Below are 18,567 nucleotides of genomic sequence, written 5' to 3'. Positions count from 1 at the left end.
TAATAGTAGATTATGATTTACAAAATAAGACAAATACTCATACTATTTATACTGTTTATTGCTGCACAGGCTTTTGGCCAGCAGGATCCTCAGTATACCCAATACATGTATAATACATTAAGCGTCAATCCTGCTTATGCAGGTTCTTTAGGGCATTTTAACGTTACGGGGATATATAGATCACAATGGGTTGGTATTGACGGAGCTCCGGTAACCCAAACATTAAGTATGGACTCTCCTGTTGGTAAGAATGTAGGATTAGGGTTGTCTTTCCTTAATGAAAGTATAGGGCCTTCGGAAGAGCAATGGTTAAATGCAAATTTCTCCTATACCATACAGACTTCCGAAACAATGAGATTATCATTTGGTGTAAATGGCGGGGGACGCATATTGAATATTGACTGGACAAAAGGAACAAGGCAAAGTGATAATGATGTGCAGTATCAGGCTAATGTGGTTAACCGTTTTTTACCTTCAATAGGAGCGGGTGTATATTTTCATGGAGACAAAAGTTACTTAGGATTATCGGTGCCAAACTTTTTGGTAGATGAAAGGTATGATGGGGTAAAAGAAGGACTGGCAGACGAGCGTATACATTTTTATCTTATAGGAGGGCTTGTTTTTGATCTTTCACCAAATACAAGGTTTAAGCCGGCGTTTTTACTCAAATATGTATCAGGAGCTCCAGTTGTGGCCGACTTATCGGCAAACTTTATGTTTTATGACAGGTTCAGAATAGGAGCATCTTATAGAACGGGCGATTCGGTAAGCGGCCTTGTAGGTTTTCAGTTAACAAGATCTCTATTAATTGGCTATGCCTATGATTATACTACTACCGAGCTTAGGGATTTTACCTCGGGGAGTCACGAAATTATGATACGATTTGAACTTAAGTCGCGAGAGGAAGGATTGAAATCACCAAGATTTTTTTAATAGGATTTTATCATGAAAAAAATAGTTACACTAATCATTATTTTAGGAGCCTTTACAAGCATGGCACAAACAGGTAATAAAAATGCTGATGCATTGTTTGATAAAATGTGGTATGTAGAAGCAGGTAAAGGTTATGAAAATGCTATTAAAAAAGGAGATACCTCACGTATGACACTTGAAAGGGCAGGAGATTCCTATTACTTTAACACCCAAATGCAGGAAGCTAATAAATGGTATGCGCAATTAGTGGCTGAATATCCTAATGAGGTTTCTCCTAAATACCTGTTTCGATATGCACAAACATTAGAAGGAATACAAAATTATCCTTTGGCAAAAAAATGGATGAAAAAGTTTGCCGAACAGGGTACAAATGACACAAGAGCAAAGCATTTTTTACAAAGTGATGTTACAATTGATGACCTATTAGCCCTTGAGCCTCAGTTTACCCTTCAAAATCTTTCTATAAATTCTGTATATTCTGATTTTGCCCCTATGTATTATATGGACAGGCTTATTTATGCCACTGCTACAGATTCTTCTTATTTTCACACAAGGAAGTATGGCTGGAACAATCAGCCTTTTCTTAACCTGCATATAGGCAGAATTAATCCGGTTCAGACCGATGTGACTTTTCTGGAAAAATTTTCAAAAGATATCAATACCAAATATCATGAAGCCTGTGTGGCTTTTTCACCTGATGAGAAAACAATTTATTTTACCCGTAATAATTATGAAGGTAAACTGAAAAAAGACGGAAATGGTGTAAATCATTTAAAATTATACTCGGCTACAGCTGAAGAAAAAGACGGAAAAATAAAATGGGGCGATATAAAAGAACTACCGTTTAATAGTGATAATTATTCAGTAGGGCAGCCGGCAGTGAGTAAAGATGGTACTAAGCTATACTTTGTTTCAGATATGCCGGGAACAATAGGAGAAACCGATATTTTTGTTGTAGATATTTTAGAGGATGGAAATTATGGTCAGCCTAAAAATCTTGGAGAAACCATTAATACTACAGGTAGGGAAATGTTTCCTTATGTTACAGACAGGGCATTATATTTTGCTACAGACGGTTACTTAGGCCTGGGAGGGCTTGATGTGTTTGAAACCATTATTACAGATGGTGTTTTTCAAAAACCAATTAATTTAGGAGCTCCGCTTAACAGTAGTATGGACGATTTTGCCTATATAGTGAATGAAGAAACTAATAAAGGTTTTGTTTGCAGTAACAGGAAATCAGGTAAAGGGGATGATGATATTTATTCGTTTGAAAGAACTCCAATAGTTTGCAAACAGGTTATTAAAGGAACAGTTTCCGAAGAACTTACAGATGAAAGGATAGCAGGCGCAACCGTAGTTCTTTACGATGATAATGGTGTTGAAAAAGACCGTGCAGTTACCAAAATGAACGGTGAATATATATTTTCTACTGTAATAGGCTGTAGTACAGGTTATTTTGTTGAAGCCGCTAAGCAAGGATATAAAACAACTAATAAATCTGTAATTACGGGCAGTACCACAGGTGAAACCGTAGTTCCGTTAGGTATTAGCCATGAATTAATAGTAAAGGAAAACGGATTGCTTAAAATCAAGATCGGTATTATATATTTTGATCTTGACAATTCGTATATAAGGAATGATGCAACCATAGAGCTAAATAAGGTTGTGCTGTTGATGAATGAATATCCGGATATGGTGATTAAAATTGAATCACATACAGATTCCCGAGGTAGGGATGAATATAACCTTCAACTCTCAGACCGAAGGGCTAAAGCAACCAGAGATTATATAATCTCACAAGGTATAACTCCCGAGCGTATTGAGAGCGCCATTGGTTATGGAGAAACTCAGCTAATCAATGGCTGTTCCAATGGAGTGCCTTGTACTGCTGTTCAGCATGAAATGAACAGGAGGTCTGAGTTTATCATATTAAAGATGTAGTATAGTAAAATATTTAAGTGCTAATTAACTGATGCTATTCAGAAAACACATCATTTTCCGATACAGAAATTAGTAAGTCTTTGTATCATTGATTTTCAAGGTAATAAGGTACAATAGGGATACAGTTTTAATCCAAATATCGACAAACATCACAAATAAACCATTTGTTAGATTAACAGATATATATCAGTACAAGGTGGCTGGTTAGATTGCAAATGTAAAATATTTTTTTACATAAAAGAGGCGGTTTTTCTAATTGTTATAAGTAATTAGAAACTAGAAAATTACTGATTTAATAATTTGTATTCCAGTTATGTACGAAACAAAACTATTCTGGATGGATGCTCTGTATCTTCATTTATAAGTTCAATCCTTTCTTTGGTACGGTTTAAAATATGGTAGTTATGTCCCAGTTGTTCCAGTTTATGTGGGGCATACGCTGTGAATAGTAAATCAAGGTCTATATCGGTAGCAGGTGAGTCGTCTGTACCATTATCACTAATCACATTCCATTGGTTCTGTCGCATCTACATATTTGTCTTACCTTAGTTTTTAAAATCTTTATTTCATGAATACCAAAGGTCACTGCTATCCAAAATCGATTATTCTTCAGGCTGTATATTTTAAGCTTAGGTTTACCCTGAGCTATCGTGATGTTTAAGAGATAATGAAGATGCGTGGTGTTCAGGTTGACCATGCAACAATTCAGCGTTGGGTGTATAAGTTTACACCATTTATCGAGTTGCAAATGAATAAGAGAAAATGTAGAGTAGAAACTAGTTGGAGAATGGATGAAACATATATTAAAGTCAAAGGTGTTTGGTGTTACCTGTATAGAGCAGTTGACAAATCAGGTAATACAGTTGATTTTCTTTTGACTAGGAGAAGACAAAGAATGAATGCACAATCTTTTTTAATTAAAGCAATTACTAATAATTGTAAACCAAGAGTAATCAACATTGATAAAAGTGGCTCAAATACTGGAGCAATCAAAGTGTACAACAAACGATCGCTCTCGAAGATCAGGATTCGAAAATGTAAGTATTTAAATAATATTGTGGAGCAGGATCATCGTTTCATCAAATGGAGAGTAGCAAATAGTTTAGACTTCAAGAGTTTTGAATCAGCAAAACGAACATTGAGTGGAATTGAGGTTATACATATGTTGAGAAAAAATCAGATGATTAATCCTGGGATAACTATGTTCAAATCATTCTGTAAACTGGCAACATAAAGTTATAGAGCTCAAATTTCTTTGATTTTAAAAACAAATGCGACAAAACCCTTTAATCATAGTATTATTTTATTTTTCTCAAACCTGAAATTGTCTCATTTACAAGTCCGCTTTTTGGTATGAAGATCTTTTAAAAACAATTGAGTATTTATTTATTAGATTTTTATAAATTATTCGTTAAATATATTGTTAAAAATTTCTTAAAAAAAATGTAAATATATCTAGTTGTTTTGGTTTTAAATTAGATTTGTACATGAAGATCACACCTTACATGCTCTTTATTAATATTAAAGATTTTTCAAAATCATAGTGCGGCGTGCGCTGTAGTTATGACTGTAATGGTGTGTATTTAAGATTGTACCTGAAAAAGAAAAATCAAATATTATGAAAAAGATGCTACTTCCTTCTATGTGTGCCCTCGCGGTTACTTTATTAGCATTTACAAATAAAACAGAAACTATTTTTGAGCTTCAGCCCAATGGCAATTATCTTATTTTGGATGATTCCAAAATTTCATTTGAAGATGCCAAGCTGATTCTGGAGACGACTGCTGCCTATAATGAGCAGACCAGCTGGTGTAAGGTGAAAATAAATATAGTTTTTAAGAATAAAATTAACACTCTAGGACCAATTGTTGACCCTGCTAAGCACGAACTTCATGAAGATGTAGGTCTTAGTGATTGTGATAAAAAAGATTCTTCCCCCTTACCATCAAGTGAAGAGGTTATGAATTACCTCCTTTAGAAGTACAACTAATCATGGATACTTCTTTCTCAATTGAATTCTAGAATTATATATACTATTTATTAATCATTAAATTAATTTTTTTTATGAAAAAATTCATTATTCCTGCAGTTTGTGTTTTAAGCGTGACGCTTTTTTCATTTACTGAAAAAACAGACAGTTTTAACTCGGGTATTTTAGAAAAGCAACCTGACGGTAATTACCTTATTATTGACGGTTCGAAATTTACCGTTGAAGATATTGATCTTATGCAGTCAGTTACATCCAAAGATAAGAAATCAGGGTGGAACTTTATAAAATTTTGGAAATCAAAAATTTCAAAGGATACTGTAGATTCACTTCTAAATAAAGAAACACAACCATGTGATTGTGACAAGGATACAACTCCATCTCCGGCTCCGGAAGAAGCTCTTGATTACATATTAGCTAAGTACTACTAGAGTCTATAGGGTGCAGGTAACTTAACTGCACCCTTGTTTATATAAGTATAAATTGAGATTCATAGACTTAAATTCAATCATTATGACTGTGGTTAGATTAATAATCAGAAAAAAATATTGCTAATGAAATATTTAAAAAGTAAACTTGGAATAGGCAAACGAATTGTAATGCCTTTGGTTGTTATTATATCACTTACATTATTTTCGTTTCAATCCAAGAGAAGTGAAGATACAGTTCTTAAGCTTATGCCCGATGGTAATTACCTGATTATTGACGGCAGTAAAATAGCAGTTGAAGATCAGGATTTTTTAATCGCCTCGACTCAGGAGTTTAAGGGACAGAGTTCCTGGATAACGATTAGAGTCATAAAGTCTTCCTTCGTAAAAAATGTCTTTGAATCAGTAATATATAAGATTGAGCACGATTGCGGTTGTGACAAGAAGGACAGCGGTAATCCTGAACCAGAAATGGATGAAACCCTTCAGGAAATAATTTCAAAATATAACTAAGACCTATGTTAACTAAAAAAAAACTATTGTTATTAAGTTTTATTCCTACTGTACTTTTTGGTTGTAATTCTGGCAACATCGGACTGTCTAAAATTATGAATATGAATGAAGATGAGTTCAGGGAGCTCAGTTCAGTTTCAGTTGAGGATGAGACTGGATTTAAGTATGTAAAGACAACCCTAGGTGAGAATAAGTTTAAACAAGTAACAACAACTACTAAAAATCAAGTAATTACAAAAGAAGATGAAGAGAAGATTAAAGCCATACTTAAAAAATATTAAAGATATTATAAAAGCAGCGATGATTTTTATAATATTGTTTGCCTGTGTATGTACTTCATTTAGTACCTCTTATAGTAGTCACACCAGCTTTTATGATAAAGAGCCCAATCCCACAATTTTAAAAACCTTAAGTTATATAGATAACATACCCGGTTATAGATTAATCTTAGAATATACCGGACTCAACACAGGTTATGGCTTTTTTTCCCCGAATGTGTCCAGTGACTGTATAGTAACACACCAGATTTATAGTAATAACGAACGAAAAGTGGTGTTACCTACTACAAGGTTTAAGACTCGGGAGGGATCTCTTAGATATACGCACCTAAATAATGTGTTTATGGAAAAAATAACTGCTGCACAGGATAGTGCAAAAGTTAGTGAGACCCGGTCTAAATTTATGACGATGATACTGAGACGAATGACAGACAACGAGGCCAGATTAACCAATGCGGATTCCGTTGTAACTAACCTTTACCTTTTTCATTATCCATACCTAGAACAATATCCTAATACCAATGCTGAAATTATTAAACTTGAAAGCTACACCAAGAAGCTTTAATATATCAAACTTTTTTTTCGGAAATTCTGTTACAAATCACGAATTCCTTGTATTTTTTAGAGTCACCATAGGGTTTATAATACTGGGCCATTTTTTAGCGGTTCTTGGAGATTTTGACCTGCTTTTCGGAATGAATTCCCTAATACCTGCCGATATTCATAGTGTGCAGATGTATAGTAAAATAGTTTTCTATAATGAAATTATTGATTTCATTACACTATACACTAAATCAGAAGGATTGAGCGTTACCATTTTTCAAGTTACCTATATTTTGCTATGCATCTTAATCATAGTAGGCTTTTTTTCCAGAATAGCGGCAATTTTATTAGTATTCTTACAGGTTTCGCTAATGAAGTCAAGTTTTTATTTCTGTTATGGAGCTGACTTTTTTACGAGCATGTCCCTTATGTATATAGCTCTTTTTCCCTCTGATGACTATTTTTCTATTAGAAATTATTTCTGGAAAATTAAAGAGAAATCTAACCTGACTCCATTCAGGAGATTATTCCAAATACATATCTGTATTGCTTACTTTGTATCAGGATTCGAGAAGATTACTGGTTATAACTGGCGAAACGGTGAATCTGTATGGAAAGCAATCCACCTTCCGGGTTTTCCGAATGATTTTCACCTTAATTTTGATTCCTTGGGGAATTATCCGTGGATATTTGTTTTAGCCGGATGGTTTACCATATTGGTGGAAATGTTATATCCGCTGTTTATTAACATAAGAAGAACCAGAATGATCTGGCTATGTCTTACCATATCACTGCATTTGGGTATAGCCTTGGTTTTAAATCTCTATTTCTTTTCAGCAATATTGATAACCTGGAATATAGCTAATTACTATTTCAATGATGAAAAAAAAGTAGCATTGGCTTAGGTTCTTAGCTATAGTCTTTCTTAATTATTCTTTATGTATGAAAAGTAATGATAAATTAATAATTCTTTATGACAACTGGTGTCCTAATTGTAAGCGATTTACCAAGATTGTAAAAATTTTTGACTGGTTTTCGCTAATACGATGTTTACCCTTACGGAATGGTTATCAGGATATTACGCTTGATAAAGACAGGGCGTTTAAGCAAATGGCTTCGAAGACTAAAGGGAAATGGCGCTATGGATTCAGTACTATCTACAGAGTTATTTTTCGATTGCCTTTGTTTTGGACGGTACTGCCTGTTTTTTGGCTTCTGAAGATATCCGGAGCCGGCGAATACCTTTACAATGAACTGGCGCTTAAAAGAAATATACTTCCTATTCATTGTGACGATAATTGTAGTATAAGGTAGCAGTATAGTGACTGGTTTTATTTTCTCTATTAATATTTAAGTTATTAGCCGGCTTACGCCGGCTTGATTTCTTTAATTTATTCAATAATTAACAGTATAGTTAGGCTTAAGTTTATTTACTATGTTAAATTGATTCATAATTACTATGTAATTTAGGAGAATTTGATTTATGTTTAACCTGTTCACAAAACAATGTTATTATGTACAAACTTATTGTCGCTATTGTTTTTTTTATTCCACTATCAGCTGTTGCACAACATTTTGACGTGAATAAGCTTGATACGTATTTCGATACTATAGTTTCTACTAATAAGGGGCTTGGTGAGATCAGCATAGCAGTGAAAGATAGTGTCTACTATTACAGGAAGTTTGGAACCAGCGGAGCATATATTGAAAAGGAACCTAACATTTATCAGATAGGTTCGGTGACCAAGGTTTTAACTTCAATTTTGGTATTGCAACTAATAGAAGAGCAGCAAATTAGTCTTGAGGATAAAATAGAAAAATATTTTCCGAAAATCCCAAATGCGTCGAATATATCGATTGATAATCTTTTGAGCCATACAAGCGGGTTGAATGATTTTGTTGTAAAGAATGATACATCTTTTTATTGGCTAAGAGAACCTGTTTCCGATAATGAAATAATGCAAGAGATTCAGCGGCAGGGAACTCTTTTTGAATCGGGAGAAGATGTCCTGTATTCTAATTCCGGTTATTATTTACTTGCAAAAATAGTAGAACAGGAAAGAAAAATGAGTTATAAAGAGGCTCTGTCTGATTATATCACTGAGCCACTTGGGTTAGACAAACAAGATCTATTGATGTAGCAGACGATAGGTGTGATGTTTTCCAGGCCTATCAGTATTACGGTTTCTGGGAAGAAATCATTGACATGTACTTTCCTAATATGACTGGTGTTGGCGATGTAGTCTCTGACAGCGGAGACTTAAATAAAATTATGAATGCGCTCTTCGAGATGAAACTAATTAATAGCAACGGTGTAGAACTTATGAAACCATCCGAAGGTACACAGGGGAGATGGTTGGAGAAATTTTATTTTTATGATAAGACCTTTTATGGCCATAGCGGTGCTACAGTAGGAACAAAAACTATAACAGCAATCAACCCTATTGATGGTTTGACCGTTACAATAATATTGAATGTTGCCGTCTTGCCAACGAGTGAATACCTTGGTGCAGTACTCAGCACAATCTATATTAAAAGTTATGAAATCCCGGACTATGTAAATTACTATGCTGCTCCTGAGGATCTAAAGCCCTATGAGGGGCTATACAGTGCAGATGATTTTCCAATGGACATCCATATTTTTGTCGAAGACGGGAGACTATTTGCCCAAGCCACCGATCAGATGGCCTTTCCGCTTGCTCAGTATACCAGTAATGAATTTGGATTTGCCTCAGACGGGATTAGAATAAAATTTAACTCCGGAAGGGAGCTTTTAATAATTCAGGGAGGGCAGGAGCTAATCTTCATAAAAGATAAAAGAGGAGGAAACAGAAGAAAAGCCTTAATGAAGTTATTGTTATGATAAAAAAGATTCTTCCCCTTCACGAACAAGTGAAAAGGTGATGAGTCATCTCTTTCAGAAGTATAATTAATCATATATACTCCTTTTATTACTGAATTCTAGAATTATTATATAATATTTATTAACCATTAAATTAATTTTTATGAAAAAATTCATTGTTCCTGCAGTTTGCGTTTTAAGTGTGACACTTTTTTCATTTGCAGGTAAAACAGACAGTTTTAACTCGGGTGTTTTAGAAAAGCAGCCAGACGGTAATTACCTTATTATTGACGGTTCAAAGTTCACTCTTGAGGATGTTGACCTAATGATGGCAGCTACCTCAAGAGATTTGAAAACGTACTACCACACTGTAAAGCTCGCAATAGCAATACCTTCTGTAAAGCGTTTTGAAACAACGATTACCAGTGAAACACAACCATGTGACTGTGATAAGAAGGATGCAACTCCATCTCCATCTCCGGAAGAAACGCTTGATTACATACTAGCCAAGTATTACTAGACTCAAATGGGTGCAGGTAAATTGTCTTGCACCCTTGCTTATGTAAATATAAAGATCAGATTTATTACTGTAAATACATTAATTATGACCTGGATTAAGCTAATGCACCTTAAATAAACTTAATCAGGCAAAATCAAATGCTGGAAAAATACCAGGGAAGTATAATGCTATTTGTTATTTTCAAGCCCGAACTTCTCGATATTAATGACTAAGCTGAACAGGAAAAACCGCTTTAGGATAGTGTTGCTTTGGTCGGTTATTTCAGTTGCTGTAATTGTTCTTTGTGTTCCTATATTCTGATTTAGAAGATCATAAGCTTTCATTTTAAGTAAAACCTTTCCATTAAAGAGTTGGTAGCCGATACTTGTATTCCATAGATAAAATCCCTTTTGAAATCTTTGCGATACCCTGGTGGTGTAGCTATATGCTATATCATTTCCTATAATGAGGTTTCGCGGCCAGTAGGAAGTTGTTTGTAAAAAAATCCTTTGATTGATATTTGCATTACTACTGAATTCAGGTAAGTTGTAGTTTTGCCACTGGAAATTAGGTTTGTAACCTGCTGTAAAAGAAGCTTTTGTTCCAATGTCATAAATCAATATCATACTTGGTGAAATATTATTATTATACGATTCCAGTAGTTTTCCGTTGGTAAAACTCTTTTGTCTTCCGAAACTGTAGTTTAAACCAAAATCAAACTTGTAACTATGAAAGCCCGCTTTTATATATTTATTCCAGTTGAAATTTATGGATGTATGGTAAGAGCCTGAAACATTTTTGTAAGTAGTGGTTTGTCTACCGTTTAGGTCTATTTCGGTATAGTTAATTATCTGATTTTTATTAAAGTATGCTGTCGTATATAGACTGTATCCTGTTTTTCGGACAAAGTCATAATTTCTATAAGCCAAATTTACAGTATTGGTTTGCGTGGGATCTAGATTAGGGTTGCCAATTACTGTATATAATGTATTTCCGAAATCGGGAATAGGAAGAAGTTGCAATGTGTTTGGGAATACGGTGTTAAGTCGGTAGCGTAGGGAAAGACTCTTGGAGTCAGAAATACGTTGTACGAAATTAAATTGTATTATGGGAAGTACATACTTTTTAATTAAGCTGTGAGTCTCCCCTACAGATGTAACTTTATTATTCAGCGTAACGAATGAACTGCCGAGCTCCAGACTTCCCGAAGTTTTTTTCTGTTTAAGTTCTGCACCTATAATAGGTGATAGGGTATTTATTATAGATTTAAGGCTATTTGAAAGGCTGTCATTTAAAACGGTGTAATTGTTCTGAGCGGTATTATAGTCATATACTTGCTTGCTGTTTCGTGATATTTTTGAACTGTAATCTATAGTTATTTTTAGGTTTAGAGAATCACCTATAGGTTGAAAATAGTTTATATTACTATGGTACTGATTGTTAGTTGTTTGGTTTTCTCTCTTCTGATTTCTTGTCTCATATCCGGTTCCATTTCCGTCCATGGCATATATGATGGCAGTTGATTCATACAAAGTGTTGTTTTCATCAGACCTATTATCATTATTCAGTGTGCCACTGATTGCTCTTCCCTTATTGTCTAATTTCTTGTAGTAGTAGCTGCGATTGCTAAAAAAAAAGTTTTTTCCTGTATTCACCTGAAAGGAATTACTTTCATTTATAAGCTCGTTATGCTCCTTATTGAAGGTCTTTTGTCTTTTAATGGAACTGTTGGTATCAGATCCAATGCCAATATTAGGAGACAGTGATAGCAAAGCGTTATCACCCGGACGTATTTTAATAATAGCGCTCAAATTATGATTTTTATTTATATAATCAGTGTTTCCAGAGGATTCGCTTATGTAGCTGTTGTTTTGGAGGTCATTATTCGTATTGTTCTGTCCCGGGATAAGAGTAGTTTTACGACTTTCTGTTTTATTGGTTGAAGAGTTATCTGAGGTCTGGTAATTTAATGTTAAATCATCATTCTTATTCAAGGAATCCATATAGCTTATTCCAAAAGATTTGTTTTCAGTTATTCCCGAATTTGTTCCTGTTGAATATATGCTGCGTCCCATCGTGTCAAAAATGGGATCTGAGTGATACCCAGAGTTAATATTGTTAAACGATCCGAAAAGGCTTATTTTTTGCTTTTCTCTAAAGTAGTTTATTGCGCCGTTACTCTCATATCGTTTTTCCGAACCATATCCGCCAAGGAGTTTTCCGAAATAGCCGTTGTTTTTATTTTTTTTTATGGTCAGGTTAATACTTATATTTTCTCCAGATCCTCTTTCTCCGGATATTTTTTCCGCTTCTGTCTTCGTATCACTGAGCTGTATTTTATCAATAATATCAGCTGGTAGATTCTGTAGGGCGATTGTTCCATCGCTGTCAAAAAAAGTTTTGCCGTCGACAAGAATTTCATTCACTTTCTTACCGTTGAAAATGATAGTGTTTTGATTATCAATTTCAATCCCTGGAAGCTTTTTTAATAGTGCCGTTAGATTTTCATTTTTATTACCTTTGAAAGAGGAGGCGTTAAACTCAATGGTGTCATTTTTCACTGTGATAGGTGATATGCTTGATGTAATAACAACCTCGTCAAGGAAGAATGACCTGTTCTTAAGTTGAATTGTACCCAAATTTACGTTATCGGTTAGACTATCAATATTTTGAGTATAATTATCATAAAGATCGTGTGAAATACTTAGAGATAATGGCAATTTAACAGGTTGAATTGCAAGATTCCATTCGCCTCTTAAGTTGCTTTTTGCTGATTCTATGAGCATTGAGTCCTTTGCGTATGATAGTGTTATTTTTGCTGATTCTATTGCCACACCGCTACTGTCCTTTATTGTGCCTCTTACGAGAATACGTTGCCCATACACATAACCGGAAAAAAATAGGAATGTCAGAATATAAAAATAAAACTTCATTGAGCTCTTATTCGTTTTAGGAGGATTAATACTTTAATTGTTGAATTCATTCGGGTTAATAAAGCTTAGTGCTTATTATTAAACTCAGTAAAGCTGATTTGCACTATTTGTAGTAGTATATTCTTTAGACTATTTTAGGGGAGGTTCACATTTTAACAGGTAAACTAAATTTAATTCATTTATGATTACAGATTTAAAGTACGGAATGAACCCTGCCAAGACAGTTTACTGCAGATTTAAAGACTAGAGATTATTCAAGTACTATTATATTTTACCAAAAATAAACTCCTTCCTTCATGAGTTTTGGGAGTATAAATATTGTATTTCGTATCAGTAGAAAACTTCGTTTTTTTGCCCACCATTTTTTTATGTATTCGTGCTTTCTCGATTTATACGTATCAAAAATAAGATCATTATCCTCCGGCAGGACGTGTAAAATATGTAAACCTTTCATTATAAATAGAAAAAGCAAAGGGCTAAAAATGCAAAGTAGCGGGAAAAAAAACTTTATCATAATATTTAAATTTTCTAATAACCGATAAATTTAACATGTGCACGATCACTTAAATTACATCCAATCCACAGGGAGAACCTATGAATTTTGGTTAGAAATGTTTAAATACTATTTTAAAGATAAATGTAAGGTGTGCAAACAAGTGCTAAAATTATGGTTTGTATTCCAGCAATAATGTTATAATCGCTAATATATGTCCATATTTTCAATTGCCAAAAATAATTTTGCAAATTTTATTTTTATTTTAAAAACTAACTAATAGATTCTTGGGATCGTCGGGATTGTTGATGTCCAGCAGAAAATCATTGCCCGACAGCACATAATACAATTGTGGGGAGGACAGCCGTGCCAGAGCAATCTTGGCCGAGGCAATCTGCCCCTCCAACTGCTCCATGACATCGTTTAGGTAGGCGTTGACAAAAGGGTTGATCAGCACCTCAATTTCCTTTTCTGTACGCAGCAGGGTAAATAGGCTGTTGTAGTCCACCTGCATCAGCTCGATGACATGGGGCAGAGTACAGAACTGCCCGTCCCTGTATTTGCGCAGGTACCAGATCACGGCGGTAAGGAAATTGATCGGCGACTCCACAAAGAAATCGCCCTGCTTTTTGATCCACTCCCGGTTCAGCCCCATCAGTATGGTACGTGCCGATTCCGCCGCATCGGTAATATCGGTCATGTAAGAGGGGTCCAGCGGATTGCAGCGGTGGGAGCGGCTCAGGTCATCGAAATTGATCACATAAAACCGTGAGGGTACCGGGTATTTGTCCCTGTTCCTGAGCCGGGCATTATAAGCAATACGCGAGAGGTCATCAAATTTAAAATCATATACGAACATGGTAAACCCCTTGGCGATATGCTGGGTAATGACATGGCGGATGACAAAATACGATTTGCCTGAGCCGGGTGTCCCCAGCAACATAAGTGCACGAAAGGGGTTGATGATGTTGATCCAACTGCTGCGTACCTTGTCCCTGAGGCGGTAGCGGGAGGGAAGGTTGATAGAATATTCGTTTTCCAATAGCCGCTCTTCCTGCGGGAAGGTCTCGTTCAGGGCATTAAAAATGTCCCTGCCATCCAGTTTACTGGTAATGATGCGCGCGAGCCGCATGCCCCCCGATAACACCAGCAGAAAATCAAGAGTACAAACCGTCATGTATACCAAAGCCTTAGCCATATTGCCAAAGCTCAAAACTATCACTGCCACGGCCCCGAAATACAGTACCAATCCGATACTGATATGCCAGAGTGCCTGCTTCGCTTTCAGTTTTTCGTCCTTGCGGCCTTTGACCCCCAAAAGGGATATGCATAAAAAGCCCAGGGCAATGAGTTTTGGCTTATGAAACCACCCGTACAATCCTGTTGCTTGAATATTGCCCAGTATCCTGTTGGTGAATTCACTGTACAGCCAGCAGTGACTGAAAAAACCATAGCATTCGTAGTAGAAATGCAAAAAAAGCAGCAGAAGGCCGATCAGCCGGGTCATGTCCAGAATCTTGCGCAATGCCTGCTCGTTTTCTCCCGTGTTCATACTAATCAGAGAATTACTTTGATAAACGAAGGTAGGGATAGCAGCAGATTTGGGCAATCATAGGGAAATTTGCCCCCTGATTTCCAGGATGACTGAAAAGGGTAAAATAGATAAAAATAAAAAAGTAAATGATAAATGTATTAAATTTACATGGAACAGTCTTAAAATTAGCAGCTTATGAAAATAGGTGTCTATTTATCGGGTTTAGGTGATGCCTTTACAAAGGAATCTGCCGAGAAATATGTTCGACGTTTTGCCCGTGAGTATGATTTTGACAATCCTGAGCATATTGCTTCCTATCAGCTGCATCTCGAAAGGTTCGAATTTGATACTGAGCTCCACCTTTCCTGCAATAGAATAGTGGTCACGGAGTTAAAGGGAGAAAAGACTAAAGTGATATACAAGTTTTATGAATACTCTTATGCCGGTCTGCTGACACGCAATTTCAGGACAAAAAATACCCTTAAAAAAACGCTGTTACTTTTTCTGGGTGTATGTTCAAAATTTCCATTGATGCTCTTCCGGCTGTTTTATGTTGGAAAAAACGTAGGGTATCGCCATCGCTTTCGTGGACAGGTGCTCTATCTGTTTTTATTATTTTTTATAGTATCCCTTGGTATACTGATCCTCCTGCCTATAGCTATTGCAGTTGTACTTACCTTATTAGAAAAGAACTACTTTTTAAAATCCCTAGCAGATGAATTGTGCTTGAATTTAGAAATTTTGAAATACTGGCTCACACTGTTTACTAACCTTACAGCCCTGCTGATTTTACTGATGCCAGGGGTTAATGAAAAGATAGTATCCCTGGCTTGTGAATTTGTAAGTGCCTCTGATTACCTGGAGAAAGGCGCTACAAAACAGGCAATTCACGGACAGTTGGATCTGCTTATCGAACAAATCATAAATGAAGAAGGTAGCAAGACTGAACTTTATTTCCATAGTTACAGTTTCGGCACACTGATTTGTCTGGACTATATTTTCCCTTACGGTGTTAAACCTTCAGTTCGTCTTAAACAGCATCTCAAAGGGCTTATAACTATAGGGAGTCCGATAGACTTTATTAAAGTTTACTTTCCTAAATTCTTTAAAGGGAGAAACCTGATGTTGAACGAGCAGCTGGAATGGATCAATGTCTATTCAATGGCCGATGCACTGGCGTCTAATTTCAGATCCAGGGCTAATGAAGGCCCTGCACAATACTCTTTTGAAGAAAATGCCCTCAAACCTATAAATGTGCGGTATGAGGTGGCCAATACCCGGATGAATCTTATATCACAGTTTTTCACACTTTACGCCCTGAAAGCCCATAGTAATTATTGGGAGGCTAATGATTTCAGTCAAAGCTGTTTTCGGGAACTAATACCTGTAATGAAAGAAAGAAACTTTTTGTAGATCAGTAATTGATTCAGGCACCCCATCTTTAAATCAGCCTTAACCTGAAGAAGGAGAGATCGGGATGATGAGGGATTCGAACTTTTATATCTAAACCTTCGTCATCACTATGTTTTTAAAAGTTCATTTTGGTTGAGCCACGAACTTACCTTTAATCTACGCAAATCACGGCAAACCTGCCTATTTTTATAGAACTATAATTCACTATAAATATAAAGATTTTTATGACATACAAATATATCCTATGACACCATATACTTGAACTTTTCAAAAACTTCAGCAGTAGGTATGCCGCACATAACATTAGAAAATGATGCCAATTATGTAGGGTGTTATCCTGTTAATGGATTAATATTAAATGGTGGAAAACAAATTAAAAATGGTCAGAGTATAACCCAGTATTTTCAACGAAAGGATATTAATGAGACAGTTTCAATCAGTTTAGATTTCAAAGAAGGAATTACCGTGGATCCTATTACTATTGGTGCTAGTAGTGGTAGCAATAATAATATTCCAATAGGTACAATTGTAGCATCTCCCTTAGAACCGTCAAAGTTTTTAATACAGAATGGTACAGCTAATATTTCTGATATCTCAAAAAATATTTGGGCTCCATGTGATGGCACTTCGGTAAGTAATTCACGATGCAGAAATTAGCAAGCCTTACCATTGCTGAATTTCGGACTTTTGAGGTACAATAGAGGTACAACTTCTATCCAAATATCGACAAACATCACAAACAAAACATTTGTTTGACTATCAAAGACATACCAGCGAAGGGTTGCTGGTTAGATCACAAATGTAAAATATTTTTTTACATAAAAGAGGCAGTTTTTCTAATTGTTATAAGTAATTAGATATTAGAAAATTACTGATGTAATAATTTGTATTCCAGTTATGTACGAAACAAAACTATTCTGGATGGATGCTCTGTATCTTCATTTATAAGTTCAATCCTTTCTTTGGTACGGTTTAAAATATGGTAGTTATGTCCCAGTTGTTCCAGTTTATGTGGGGCATACGCTGTGAATAGTAAATCAAGGTCTATATCGGTAGCAGGTGAGTCGTCTGTACCATTATCACTAATCACATTCCATTTACCTTTATAACTTTTCACATTATTATCTACAGTGAATGATAAGTCCTTATTGAAATGAAAGGTATAATCAGTATAGTCGTTATTAAGTTTGCTGTCTATTATTTCAAAATGCCATACCCCCATGGTAAAGCTCTTGGTAAGATTAGGATATGTAATAAATGAATGACATTGTGTTTTCTTAGCACACGAAATATTAAAGAGAAATAATATAAAAAGAAAACGAATTATATTTTTCATGATAAAATAGTTTAGCAAATTACTTTTAGGGACGCAGGAATTATTTCAATATGTATATAATTGGTTTTTAGGCTATGGTATTCTCCGTCAATTTGTATATCAGTGTAAATCCTTTCCGGCTGATAAATGGTAAGTGATTGCGCTAGGTTATGCTGAGCAGCTTTAAATTTTAAAAAATTACGGTTTAGTACATGGAAGCCCAGTTTTATTTTTTGCAGGGAAGACATTTTGGGAGCCGTTACCAGATTAAGGTATCCGTCATTAAGTTTTGCCTGTGGCGTTAGGCTCATATCATATCCCATTTGGTTACTGTTTGATATAAACAGCAGAAACGGATTAATGTTCAGTTCCTTATTCCCAAACTTAATGGTTGTGTTATAATGCTTAAAGGATAAAGTAGCTTCCAGCGAGGCTACTATATATGCCGACAGTTTTCTTTTCCCCTTTTGCTCATATTTTTTAATAACTTCGGCATCTATACCCAACCCAGCATTACTAAAGAAATAATTATCGTTAACACAACCACTGTCTATAACAGTAATGTTTTGTTTTTTTATGATAGAAATTACCTCTTGTAAGCTTCCCCTAATACCTAAATTAGAAGCCAGTCCGTTGCCCGAACCTACAGGAATTATACCTAAAGGCACCTGGCTGTTTATAAGTACAGAGGCTACTTCGTTAACTGTTCCGTCACCTCCGCAGGCAATTACACAGTCGGCACTATCTTTTACCGCTTTTACGGCTAAAGTTTTTGCATGGTCTTTACCTTCAGTATAGCTTATTTCAATCCTGTATTCATTTTCAGGAAAGGTATCAAGAAGCAGATTTCGATCTATTACATGATTTCCCTTTCCGGAAATAGGGTTAACAATAAAATGCAGGTATTTCATG

Annotated in this window: 19 protein-coding genes and 1 pseudogene; 15 read left to right on the top strand and 5 right to left on the bottom strand. The window is 35.4% G+C overall.

The window, feature by feature from the left end:
* Positions 1–12: 12 nt before the first annotated feature.
* Both ABS768_RS01815 and ABS768_RS01810 read left to right on the top strand, forming a co-directional pair.
* The gene (locus tag ABS768_RS01815; protein WP_408073235.1) at positions 13–933 is read left to right on the top strand and encodes a PorP/SprF family type IX secretion system membrane protein; all 921 of its coding nucleotides are present in this window, start codon (positions 13–15) and stop codon (positions 931–933) included.
* A 12-nt stretch (positions 934–945) separates the two neighbouring features.
* Positions 946–2,877, top strand: a complete 1,932-nt coding sequence (locus ABS768_RS01810) for an OmpA family protein (RefSeq protein ID WP_408073234.1) — start codon at positions 946–948, stop codon at positions 2,875–2,877.
* A gap of 311 nt (positions 2,878–3,188) precedes the next feature.
* On the opposite strand, the gene ABS768_RS01805 is transcribed toward ABS768_RS01810, so the two are convergent.
* Positions 3,189–3,404, bottom strand: coding sequence for a hypothetical protein (locus ABS768_RS01805; RefSeq protein WP_408073233.1), 216 nt, complete (start codon positions 3,402–3,404; stop codon positions 3,189–3,191).
* 41 nt (positions 3,405–3,445) lie between these two features.
* Between ABS768_RS01805 and ABS768_RS01800 the strand changes: the two are divergent.
* The 11 genes and pseudogenes from ABS768_RS01800 to ABS768_RS01750 all read left to right on the top strand — a co-directional run bounded on the left by ABS768_RS01800 (position 3,446) and on the right by ABS768_RS01750 (position 9,988).
* Positions 3,446–4,111: pseudogene (locus ABS768_RS01800) on the top strand (IS6 family transposase).
* A gap of 384 nt (positions 4,112–4,495) precedes the next feature.
* Complete coding sequence (locus ABS768_RS01795) at positions 4,496–4,855, top strand: hypothetical protein (RefSeq protein ID WP_408073232.1); 360 nt, start codon at positions 4,496–4,498, stop codon at positions 4,853–4,855.
* Positions 4,856–4,941: 86 nt separating this feature from the next.
* Entirely contained in the window at positions 4,942–5,295 is a 354-nt protein-coding gene (locus ABS768_RS01790) for a hypothetical protein (protein ID WP_408073231.1), read from the top strand.
* Between the two features lie 123 nt (positions 5,296–5,418).
* The gene (locus ABS768_RS01785; RefSeq protein ID WP_408073230.1) at positions 5,419–5,805 is read left to right on the top strand and encodes a hypothetical protein; all 387 of its coding nucleotides are present in this window, start codon (positions 5,419–5,421) and stop codon (positions 5,803–5,805) included.
* Positions 5,806–5,906: 101 nt separating this feature from the next.
* Positions 5,907–6,086 (top strand): hypothetical protein, encoded by a 180-nt coding sequence (locus ABS768_RS01780; RefSeq protein WP_408073229.1) that lies wholly within the window; start codon positions 5,907–5,909, stop codon positions 6,084–6,086.
* Positions 6,087–6,426: 340 nt separating this feature from the next.
* Positions 6,427–6,648: a hypothetical protein gene (locus tag ABS768_RS01775; RefSeq protein WP_408073227.1), complete on the top strand. Its 222-nt coding sequence runs from the start codon at positions 6,427–6,429 to the stop codon at positions 6,646–6,648.
* The gene (locus ABS768_RS01770; RefSeq protein WP_408073226.1) at positions 6,605–7,531 is read left to right on the top strand and encodes a hypothetical protein; all 927 of its coding nucleotides are present in this window, start codon (positions 6,605–6,607) and stop codon (positions 7,529–7,531) included. The genes ABS768_RS01775 and ABS768_RS01770 overlap by 44 nt, the downstream gene beginning before the upstream one ends.
* Positions 7,532–7,568: 37 nt before the next feature.
* Positions 7,569–7,940, top strand: coding sequence for a DCC1-like thiol-disulfide oxidoreductase family protein (locus ABS768_RS01765; RefSeq protein WP_408073224.1), 372 nt, complete (start codon positions 7,569–7,571; stop codon positions 7,938–7,940).
* Positions 7,941–8,140: 200 nt separating this feature from the next.
* Positions 8,141–8,767, top strand: a complete 627-nt coding sequence (locus ABS768_RS01760) for a serine hydrolase domain-containing protein (protein ID WP_408073223.1) — start codon at positions 8,141–8,143, stop codon at positions 8,765–8,767.
* Positions 8,768–8,832: 65 nt separating this feature from the next.
* The gene (locus ABS768_RS01755) at positions 8,833–9,489 is read left to right on the top strand and encodes a hypothetical protein (RefSeq protein WP_408073222.1); all 657 of its coding nucleotides are present in this window, start codon (positions 8,833–8,835) and stop codon (positions 9,487–9,489) included.
* Positions 9,490–9,631: 142 nt separating this feature from the next.
* Positions 9,632–9,988, top strand: coding sequence for a hypothetical protein (locus ABS768_RS01750; RefSeq protein WP_408073221.1), 357 nt, complete (start codon positions 9,632–9,634; stop codon positions 9,986–9,988).
* A gap of 167 nt (positions 9,989–10,155) precedes the next feature.
* On the opposite strand, the gene ABS768_RS01745 is transcribed toward ABS768_RS01750, so the two are convergent.
* Both ABS768_RS01745 and ABS768_RS01740 read right to left on the bottom strand, forming a co-directional pair.
* Positions 10,156–12,900 (bottom strand): outer membrane beta-barrel protein, encoded by a 2,745-nt coding sequence (locus ABS768_RS01745; RefSeq protein ID WP_408073220.1) that lies wholly within the window; start codon positions 12,898–12,900, stop codon positions 10,156–10,158.
* Positions 12,901–13,658: 758 nt separating this feature from the next.
* On the bottom strand, positions 13,659–14,945 hold the full coding sequence (locus ABS768_RS01740) for a YWFCY domain-containing protein (RefSeq protein WP_408073218.1): 1,287 nt from the start codon (positions 14,943–14,945) through the stop codon (positions 13,659–13,661).
* A 177-nt stretch (positions 14,946–15,122) separates the two neighbouring features.
* Here ABS768_RS01740 and ABS768_RS01735 point away from each other — a divergent pair, with 177 nt between their 5' ends.
* Both ABS768_RS01735 and ABS768_RS01730 read left to right on the top strand, forming a co-directional pair.
* The gene (locus ABS768_RS01735; RefSeq protein WP_408073217.1) at positions 15,123–16,340 is read left to right on the top strand and encodes a hypothetical protein; all 1,218 of its coding nucleotides are present in this window, start codon (positions 15,123–15,125) and stop codon (positions 16,338–16,340) included.
* A gap of 258 nt (positions 16,341–16,598) precedes the next feature.
* On the top strand, positions 16,599–16,997 hold the full coding sequence (locus tag ABS768_RS01730) for a hypothetical protein (protein ID WP_408073216.1): 399 nt from the start codon (positions 16,599–16,601) through the stop codon (positions 16,995–16,997).
* 238 nt (positions 16,998–17,235) lie between these two features.
* On the opposite strand, the gene ABS768_RS01725 is transcribed toward ABS768_RS01730, so the two are convergent.
* Both ABS768_RS01725 and ABS768_RS01720 read right to left on the bottom strand, forming a co-directional pair.
* Positions 17,236–17,676, bottom strand: coding sequence for a hypothetical protein (locus ABS768_RS01725; RefSeq protein WP_408073215.1), 441 nt, complete (start codon positions 17,674–17,676; stop codon positions 17,236–17,238).
* 11 nt (positions 17,677–17,687) lie between these two features.
* The gene (locus tag ABS768_RS01720; protein ID WP_408073214.1) at positions 17,688–18,566 is read right to left on the bottom strand and encodes a diacylglycerol/lipid kinase family protein; all 879 of its coding nucleotides are present in this window, start codon (positions 18,564–18,566) and stop codon (positions 17,688–17,690) included.
* Between the last annotated feature and the right edge of the window lies 1 nt (position 18,567).

Source organism: Flavobacterium rhizophilum (genome assembly GCF_046000485.1).
Classification (GTDB): domain Bacteria; phylum Bacteroidota; class Bacteroidia; order Flavobacteriales; family Flavobacteriaceae; genus Flavobacterium; species Flavobacterium rhizophilum.
This window is presented reverse-complemented; position numbering and strand designations above follow the sequence as displayed.

Excerpts from the sequence above, each read along its gene's own strand:
- ABS768_RS01750 (WP_408073221.1), top strand. The coding sequence starts at position 9,632 with ATGAAAAAATTCATTGTTCCTGCAGTTTGCGTTTTAAGTGTGACACTT.
- ABS768_RS01805 (WP_408073233.1), bottom strand. The coding sequence starts at position 3,404 with ATGCGACAGAACCAATGGAATGTGATTAGTGATAATGGTACAGACGAC.
- ABS768_RS01745 (WP_408073220.1), bottom strand. The coding sequence starts at position 12,900 with ATGAAGTTTTATTTTTATATTCTGACATTCCTATTTTTTTCCGGTTAT.
- ABS768_RS01780 (WP_408073229.1), top strand. The coding sequence starts at position 5,907 with ATGAATGAAGATGAGTTCAGGGAGCTCAGTTCAGTTTCAGTTGAGGAT.
- ABS768_RS01755 (WP_408073222.1), top strand. The coding sequence starts at position 8,833 with ATGTACTTTCCTAATATGACTGGTGTTGGCGATGTAGTCTCTGACAGC.
- ABS768_RS01740 (WP_408073218.1), bottom strand. The coding sequence starts at position 14,945 with ATGAACACGGGAGAAAACGAGCAGGCATTGCGCAAGATTCTGGACATG.
- ABS768_RS01765 (WP_408073224.1), top strand. The coding sequence starts at position 7,569 with ATGAAAAGTAATGATAAATTAATAATTCTTTATGACAACTGGTGTCCT.
- ABS768_RS01725 (WP_408073215.1), bottom strand. The coding sequence starts at position 17,676 with ATGAAAAATATAATTCGTTTTCTTTTTATATTATTTCTCTTTAATATT.
- ABS768_RS01760 (WP_408073223.1), top strand. The coding sequence starts at position 8,141 with ATGTACAAACTTATTGTCGCTATTGTTTTTTTTATTCCACTATCAGCT.
- ABS768_RS01720 (WP_408073214.1), bottom strand. The coding sequence starts at position 18,566 with ATGAAATACCTGCATTTTATTGTTAACCCTATTTCCGGAAAGGGAAAT.
- ABS768_RS01735 (WP_408073217.1), top strand. The coding sequence starts at position 15,123 with ATGAAAATAGGTGTCTATTTATCGGGTTTAGGTGATGCCTTTACAAAG.
- ABS768_RS01810 (WP_408073234.1), top strand. The coding sequence starts at position 946 with ATGAAAAAAATAGTTACACTAATCATTATTTTAGGAGCCTTTACAAGC.
- ABS768_RS01795 (WP_408073232.1), top strand. The coding sequence starts at position 4,496 with ATGAAAAAGATGCTACTTCCTTCTATGTGTGCCCTCGCGGTTACTTTA.
- ABS768_RS01775 (WP_408073227.1), top strand. The coding sequence starts at position 6,427 with ATGGAAAAAATAACTGCTGCACAGGATAGTGCAAAAGTTAGTGAGACC.
- ABS768_RS01790 (WP_408073231.1), top strand. The coding sequence starts at position 4,942 with ATGAAAAAATTCATTATTCCTGCAGTTTGTGTTTTAAGCGTGACGCTT.
- ABS768_RS01785 (WP_408073230.1), top strand. The coding sequence starts at position 5,419 with ATGAAATATTTAAAAAGTAAACTTGGAATAGGCAAACGAATTGTAATG.
- ABS768_RS01815 (WP_408073235.1), top strand. The coding sequence starts at position 13 with ATGATTTACAAAATAAGACAAATACTCATACTATTTATACTGTTTATT.
- ABS768_RS01770 (WP_408073226.1), top strand. The coding sequence starts at position 6,605 with ATGCTGAAATTATTAAACTTGAAAGCTACACCAAGAAGCTTTAATATA.